Origin of the sequence: Methanobrevibacter sp. (assembly GCF_045112895.1) — an archaeon.
Taxonomy (GTDB): Archaea; Methanobacteriota; Methanobacteria; order Methanobacteriales; family Methanobacteriaceae; genus Methanocatella.
This window is the reverse complement of sequence record NZ_JBGUIH010000005.1, coordinates 24,226-31,281: the sequence shown is the minus strand read 5'-3', so window position 1 is coordinate 31,281 and position 7,056 is coordinate 24,226. Positions and strand designations below refer to the sequence as shown.

The 7,056-nt window shown below is 34.5% G+C and carries 8 protein-coding genes; 2 read left to right on the top strand and 6 right to left on the bottom strand.

The window, feature by feature from the left end; translation table 11 throughout:
- Positions 1-147, bottom strand: a 147-nt coding sequence (locus ACJMLD_RS01455) for a molybdopterin-binding protein (RefSeq protein ID WP_405267296.1), incomplete at its 3' end; no start/stop codon positions are given.
- Positions 148-195: 48 nt separating this feature from the next.
- Positions 196-402: a molybdopterin-binding protein gene (locus ACJMLD_RS01450; RefSeq protein WP_405267290.1), complete on the bottom strand. Its 207-nt coding sequence runs from the start codon at positions 400-402 to the stop codon at positions 196-198.
- A gap of 345 nt (positions 403-747) precedes the next feature.
- On the opposite strand from ACJMLD_RS01450, the gene tsaA reads away from it, so the two are divergent.
- Positions 748-1,233 carry a tRNA (N6-threonylcarbamoyladenosine(37)-N6)-methyltransferase TrmO gene (gene tsaA, locus ACJMLD_RS01445; protein WP_405267288.1) on the top strand — a complete coding sequence of 162 codons (486 nt, stop codon included), beginning with the start codon at positions 748-750 and terminating at the stop codon, positions 1,231-1,233.
- Positions 1,234-1,273: 40 nt separating this feature from the next.
- Here the strand turns inward: tsaA and ACJMLD_RS01440 are convergent, their stop codons facing one another.
- Complete coding sequence (locus ACJMLD_RS01440) at positions 1,274-2,302, bottom strand: M42 family metallopeptidase (RefSeq protein WP_405267286.1); 1,029 nt, start codon at positions 2,300-2,302, stop codon at positions 1,274-1,276.
- A gap of 105 nt (positions 2,303-2,407) precedes the next feature.
- Entirely contained in the window at positions 2,408-3,481 is a 1,074-nt protein-coding gene (locus ACJMLD_RS01435) for a Coenzyme F420 hydrogenase/dehydrogenase, beta subunit C-terminal domain (RefSeq protein WP_405267284.1), read from the bottom strand.
- Between the two features lie 248 nt (positions 3,482-3,729).
- Between ACJMLD_RS01435 and ACJMLD_RS01430 the strand changes: the two genes are divergently transcribed.
- Complete coding sequence (locus ACJMLD_RS01430; RefSeq protein WP_405267282.1) at positions 3,730-4,488, top strand: 4Fe-4S binding protein; 759 nt, start codon at positions 3,730-3,732, stop codon at positions 4,486-4,488.
- On the opposite strand, the gene ACJMLD_RS01425 is transcribed toward ACJMLD_RS01430, so the two are convergent.
- Positions 4,483-5,991, bottom strand: coding sequence for a HEAT repeat domain-containing protein (locus tag ACJMLD_RS01425; protein ID WP_405267280.1), 1,509 nt, complete (start codon positions 5,989-5,991; stop codon positions 4,483-4,485). The genes ACJMLD_RS01430 and ACJMLD_RS01425 overlap by 6 nt on opposite strands.
- Position 5,992: 1 nt before the next feature.
- Positions 5,993-7,039 (bottom strand): ribonuclease H-like domain-containing protein, encoded by a 1,047-nt coding sequence (locus ACJMLD_RS01420; protein WP_405267278.1) that lies wholly within the window; start codon positions 7,037-7,039, stop codon positions 5,993-5,995.
- Between the last annotated feature and the right edge of the window lie 17 nt (positions 7,040-7,056).

Genomic DNA, 7,056 nt, shown 5'->3' with positions numbered 1-7,056 from the left:
TAAACCTAATTTTTCAGCAGACTCTTTAGTAATAACAGCAGTGATAACATTAGGTTCTGAGATTTCGATTTTAATGTTAGCCATTACGGCACCAAGATCGACATTTGTAATTTTACCATTTAATTGATTTCTAGCACTGAGTTGCATTTTATTTCACATCCTTTAATATAATATATGATTTTGTTTAATATTTAACTATTTTCCTATAATTACTTCAGTTGATTTGATGATTGCACATACATCATCGCCTTCAGTTAAACCTAACTTTTCTACAGACTCTTTTGTAATGGCTGCAGTAATAATAGAAGGTTCACTTACCTCAATTTTAATGTTAGCCATTACAGCACCAAGTTCAACATTTGTAATTTTTCCATTTAATTGATTTCTTGCACTAAGTTTCATAATTTCACATCAATATGTTTTTGACAATACAACATTGTATCGAATTGTATATAAATGTTTCGATTTTTGAGAAAATAAGACTTTTGAAAACGATTACTGAAAATGCTTCATATCGATATAAAAAATTAAAAAGATATATTTTTAAATAATTAAAATACAATATTTTTAATTATAAATAAATAATTAAGTAATATACAATAAAATAAAATTAAATAGTCATTTAAATTAAAATATAATAATTTTAAATAATTTATATAATATTTTATCGAAATTCATATTGTTTCAAAATTTAATTTATAGATGAATTAGAAAATTTTATAAAAAAACAAATCGAAAATAAATACTATGAAAATCGAAATGGAATCAATTGGCACAATCCATACAGAATTTGAAGAGATTGAAGGCATGCCAATTCAACCTACAGGTGCAAAAGGAATAAAAGGAACAGTAGAAATTAAAGATAAATATGTTGATGGTCTCAAAGACTTGAAAGACTTCTCACACATTCATTTGATTTATTTATTACACGAAGTAGAAGGTTATAAACTTGAAGTAAAGCCATTCATGGACAACAACACTCATGGAGTATTTGCAACACGATCACCAAAAAGACCAAACCATATTGGGATGAGCGTAGTTAAATTGAATAAAGTCGAAGGAAATAAAGTATTCGTTGAGAATGTTGATATTTTAGACGGAACACCGCTTTTAGACATCAAACCGTATGTTCCTCAACTATACGAAGATACAATCGATGAGTTAAGAATCGGCTGGTTTGAAACCAAACACCAAAAAGCGAAATCACAAAAATCCGATGATAGATTCAAATAATCTATCTAAACTATTTTTTAAAAAAAAAGAAAATTTAAAGCTATAAATTGTTTATAGCTTCAGTAATCAATTTAATAGTTGCTTCAACATCATCCATACTGCATACGCTTACAGGAGTGTGTATGTAACGAGTAGGAACAGATAGAACACCTGTTGGAATTCCTTCACGTGTCAAGTGAATTGCAGATCCGTCGGTTGTTCCGCCGTCACTCACTTCCAATTGGTATGGAATGTCATTTTCATCACCAGCATTGATAAGCATGTCCTTTACGGATTGCTGGGTCAGGATACCCCTTCCGCTTGCATCCGCCAGGATGATTGCCGGACCTTTGCCCATCACTACAGGCGCCTCTTCCGGTTTGATTCCAGGGTGGTCTCCGGATAAGGTTACATCAAGCGCAATAGCCAAATCAGGGTTTAATTTAAATGAAGAAGTCTTTGCTCCCTTAAGACCTACTTCTTCCTGAACTGTACCTACACCATAAACGGTAGCTCTTGTATTTACTCTTTTTAAGACTTCAATCATTACATAACAACCTACACGATTGTCTAAAGCTTTACCCATGATTAAATTGCTTGGATATTCGACAAATAATGAATTAAAGGTCATCTTATCTCCAATTCTGACCATTTTTTCTGCTTCTTCCTTGTCCTTTGCACCGATGTCAATGAACATGTCATCAGCCTTGACGACTTTGTTTTTCTCTTCCGCTTTTGTAACATGTGGTGGTTTTGAGCCGATTACCCCTACAACAGCTTCTCCAACTGATGAGTGTATGGTTACTGTCTGGTTCATCAACATCTGGTCGTTTATTCCGCCAATAGTTGAGAATTTAATGAATCCATTATCATCAATGTATCTAACCATCAATCCGATTTCATCCATGTGTGCTGCAAGCATGACAGAAGGAGCCTTCTTTTCACCTTTTTTTGTGGCAATCAAGTTTCCCATACTGTCTTTTTCAATTTTATCTGCAACATCTTCCAATTCACGTGTAATAATTTTAGCTATTTCCTCTTCAGAACCGGATACTCCCGGTGCCAAAGATAGCTCTCTCATTAATTCCATCGTATCACCAAAAAAAATTTTGAATATAATAAATAGTTTATCCAACTTAAAATAAATAAGTTTAGGTGTAATTAAAAAAAAGAAAAGATATGTGATTAAACATATCTATTTGTCTAAAGCCTTAAATCCTATAGGTGTTGTACTGTATTTAGTTCCAGCGGCCATAATTACATCTTGGACAGAAGAGGTGAGCTTTGATTCCGGTCTCCAAGGTGCATCTTTGTCTTGGCCAACGATTGATACTTCATCCACTATTCCATTTTCAAGCAGATATACCAAAATAGCTGATACTACACCACCATCCTGACCTATGATTGAATTCGCTTTGACAGAATATATTTCAAGATAATCCCCAAGCGGTTTTTCGTCAATGTCTGATGGATAGATCTTATCGCTTACGAATGTTCTAGGGCATGCAAAATAACATGAATGGCAATCATCATCACATTCGCCTTTTGCTACAGGCTTTCTGTGGTTAATGTGAATTATGTCTTTCGAACAAACATATTCGCATGCTCCGCACAAGACACAGGATCCGACACTGATTACATCATTTTGAAGGTTCTCAAATTGACAGAGGCTTGATTCGCTTATGAACTCTTCCTCAGTTATCGCCCTTTTGGACAATACCGGCCTTGCAACAGCTTCCCTTTTCTTATAGCGTTTTGTGTTTCTTGAAATTTTCTGATTAGCAATTCTTTCCAAAAGGGCGAGGCCTTTCTTGGACATGTATTCTGTTGTTATATAACCTTTGCTTATTGCATCCTCAATAATTTCCTGACCTTTCCTTGAACGGACAATAACTGTTGAATATCCTTTAGGGGAACCGACTGAACCTACAGATATGTCAGATACATCAGAGGTATAGTCAGTACAGACATGACAGTTCTTACGAGTAAATGGTTCTGTTTCTGCAATTGGTATGGAAAATATGCTGCCGTCAATCAGATAGGCAATGAATTTGCCTTTATCGATTCTAAATTCTTTTACTTCATACAATTCAATGCCCTGGCTTTTCAAATATTTCTCAAGATAGGAATAAGAAAAGTTTTCCATGCAGAATAGCCCTATTTTTACATCAATAGGTGAGCCGCCAGTGTATTTCTCATATCTATTGATTTTTGTAGCTGCCAGGATTTGACATGGTGTTCCTACCATTGCAGTTTTAATATCACTCACTTTTTCACCTCTTTTTATAGACCGGAAGATATCTTCCTACTATACTATTTTGTAAATATGAGTATATAAAGGTTTTTAAAAAATGAACAAATACGATTTAATGGTTCAAATGAAATCAAATAGTTTAGATTTAGAAAATATTTAAAAATAAAAATTAAACAAAGATGATATAATCTATTAAAAAATTGAAAAATCATATCCGAAATTATTAAGTGATTGTAAATATAATATTTAAAATAGGTGAGAGTATGTCAAATGTAACAAAAATATATTTCAGTCCATCAGGCACAACAAAAGAAGTAGTCGACCAACTGGCCAGCACTTTCAGCCAAGACGGCGACAGTTATGACTTATTAAACTTCAACTCAGATAAAGAACTTGGCAGTGATGACATAGCCATCGTAGGAATGCCTGTTTTTGCAGGAAGAATTCCAAAAACCGCAAGGCAAAGACTGGCAAAATTTAAAGGGGAAAACACTCCCGCAATAGCTGTCGTGAACTATGGTAATGCACATGTAACAGATGCGCTGCTTGAACTGGTAGACCTTTTAAAGGAAAATAACTTTAATGTAATTGCTGCCGCATCAACCATAAGCCACCACTCAATATTTGATGGCGTTGCGGTTGGAAGACCTGACAGCGCAGACATCGAAAAAATAAAAGAATTTGGAAAGAGATGCCAGGAAAAAATAGAATCCAATGAAAGCTTAGAAGCTGAAATACCTGGAAACAAACCTTATGTTGACTATAAAAAATTACCATTTGAAATAAGCTGTGATGAGGCAATCTGTGCTTTCTGTTATGATTGCGTTTCAATCTGCCCGGAAAAGGCCATTCCGGATGATGATCCGGTTGATACAGACTTGGATTTATGTTCCAGATGCACCGCATGCATTTCAATCTGTCCTGAAGATGCACGTAAGTTTAGTGGAGAAGCTTTTGAATCTAAAAAACCAGCATTCGAACAAGCGAACAGTGAAAGAAAAGAGCCTGAATTCTATCTATAGATTCATCCTCTTTTTAGCCACATTTCTTACATATTCGTTTTCATCGCTATGTGAAATTTCCTTTAATACTTTTTTACTTATTATCTTTTTGGTGGCCGCTTCACGAACCCTCCAGGACTCGTCATTTTTAGCTACATCGGTTAAATAATTTTGGTCTTTAATAAGGGAAACAGCCCTAACCGATATGTTTTCAGATATTCCCTGTTCATAGATTTTCATCAAGCATTTTTCAACCTTAATCTTATTCAAAGCCTTTAGGGAAAACTCTTCATCCTCATTTGCAAGGACAATCCTAATCAAAGTTTCCAAATCAGAAATATTATCCAAAGTGGATTTCCTTATTGAATCGATTTTTGCATTCTTCAATATTTCAATGAATGATTTCTCATCTGTAATGTGTTTCAAGGCTTCATTGGCTATCTCTTCATCAGTAGAGTTAATGGCAATATATTCGAAATCCTTTTCATCGACTAAAGCCGGATTGGATATTGCATGATTTCTTACAAACTGGTCTTCATCTTCAATAGCGATTTTAGTTAGGATTTGAGGATTGCTGATGTTGTTTACTGCAATCTGGCGAACAAACCTGTCATTTTCAGATGATATTACCTTAGCCAACACATCCTCATCTGTTATCTTTTTAACTGCTTCACTTCTAACAATCTTGTCAACATCGTTAAGAGCGATTTGAGCCAACAATTCTTCATCATCCAATTTAGGCACCAAATCTAGGCGGACATCGGACTTTTCAGACTTCAAAACTATGTCTTTAAGGATTTCCGGATTGCTGATCTTATCAAAGATTAAAGACCTGACTTTTGCATTATCTTCATTTTGTGCAATTTCGGCCAAATCCTCTTCATTTTCTATTTTGCCTATGGCTGCCCTTTTTACTTCTTCATCCTTATCTTCAATGGCCACTTTCTTGAGAATATCCTCATCAGCAAATGTATCCTTTAAAATAGCTGATTTCCTAATAGATTTGTCATTGGATTTGAAGACCAATTCATACAATATGTCTTCCGAATTGATCTTTTCTACAGCTTCATTTCTGTATCTCTTGTCATCCGCTTCAATTGCAATCCATTTTAGCGTTTCTTCATCGACTATCTTGTTAAATATCGCATCCACATTTGGATTTTTCTTAGTGTTTATGACAATTTCGGCAATTGACTTATTATTTTCGCCCAATCTTTCCCATGCGAAACTTCTTACATCAAAAAACTGCGAATTTTCCGCCGCATCCCTTAAAAGATCGGGATCTTTAACTTTGTTTATTGAAATCAGTCTAATGGCCCTGTCCTTTACATTTTTTGACATGTCAAGCGCGACAAATTGATTAGTTATTTTATCGGCAGCCTCCGCTCTTTTATATCTGTCCTTATGAGTGGTGGCTATCTTCTTTAATTCCAATTGGTCTTCATCTATCTCAACATTATCCAAATTAACTTTCTGCCTTTTTTCTTTTTTATCATTGCTTTTAAATCTATCAAATAAACCCATTTTAATTTACATCCTCATACATTTTCTCCAGAAAGTAAGCAAGCGAAATAATATCCTGGCAGTTGTGTTCGATTATAGGCACAACCGGACCGATATTATCTTCAAGTAAATATGTATCATAATAGCCCGGGATATATTGGCCTGGAACGTCGCCTTCACGCTCTATTCCAAAAATTTCACGTTCAATCGTTTGAAGCTGACAATTTGGAAGCGCGTCAGACCAGAGATTCTTTGCAAAATACATCAAATCCAAATGCGGCAAATCTATATCTGCATTAATTCGGTTATATATGCATCTGTTTTTAATAAATGGAACATCGAAAGTTTTGCCATTGAATGTGACATGAATGGAATCGTCATCCAGGTGAGACAAGTAAGCTTCAATAATATTCGGTTCCTCAGTGTAATCCCTTAGGAAATACTGTGAAGCGACAATATTGCTTCCTTTTATTTCAGCTATCCCGATTAATATTATGGGCACATTGGAAAGTCCTTTTGTCTCTATATCCATGAACTTAAAGTTTTCGATGTCTGCTAGACTTATGCATTTGACTAGATTATCCCTGCATCTCTTGGAATATCTGTTGCTGTCCAACAAGTCAATGATGTCCCTAAATGACATATCATCAATCTCATCCAGAAATTTTGTGGCAATATCCCCATATTTATCGTGGTCCGTTAATGAGTCGATTGTCGTGTAGCCCTTGTCTTTAAGATTTTGCTCTGTCTTGAGGCCAACTCTTGGAAGTAACTTAAGATTATTATTGATTTGATGCATGAAATCATTATCTGTGATATTAAAATCAATTTTCTCTTTTGTGGTGATTTTTAAAGCGTCACCAAAAGAAGTCTTTGACAACCTGCAATTCATTACATCATCCAGTGACTTACTATCATATTTAACTAATAACTTTTCCTTTAGGTCTTTGTAATAGGAATGCGAAAATGATTTATTCCTGGAATCCACATTATTAATTTGATTTTGACCATTTTTTGAACTGGAAAATGCGTTTCTAAAATATTCTTCCATATTATAATCATAAGTCATTCAATTAAACTTTATAA

Excerpts from the sequence above, each read along its gene's own strand:
- ACJMLD_RS01440 (WP_405267286.1), bottom strand. The coding sequence starts at position 2,302 with ATGGAATTAATGAGAGAGCTATCTTTGGCACCGGGAGTATCCGGTTCT.
- ACJMLD_RS01425 (WP_405267280.1), bottom strand. The coding sequence starts at position 5,991 with ATGGGTTTATTTGATAGATTTAAAAGCAATGATAAAAAAGAAAAAAGG.
- ACJMLD_RS01430 (WP_405267282.1), top strand. The coding sequence starts at position 3,730 with ATGTCAAATGTAACAAAAATATATTTCAGTCCATCAGGCACAACAAAA.
- ACJMLD_RS01450 (WP_405267290.1), bottom strand. The coding sequence starts at position 402 with ATGAAACTTAGTGCAAGAAATCAATTAAATGGAAAAATTACAAATGTT.
- ACJMLD_RS01420 (WP_405267278.1), bottom strand. The coding sequence starts at position 7,039 with ATGACTTATGATTATAATATGGAAGAATATTTTAGAAACGCATTTTCC.
- tsaA (WP_405267288.1), top strand. The coding sequence starts at position 748 with ATGAAAATCGAAATGGAATCAATTGGCACAATCCATACAGAATTTGAA.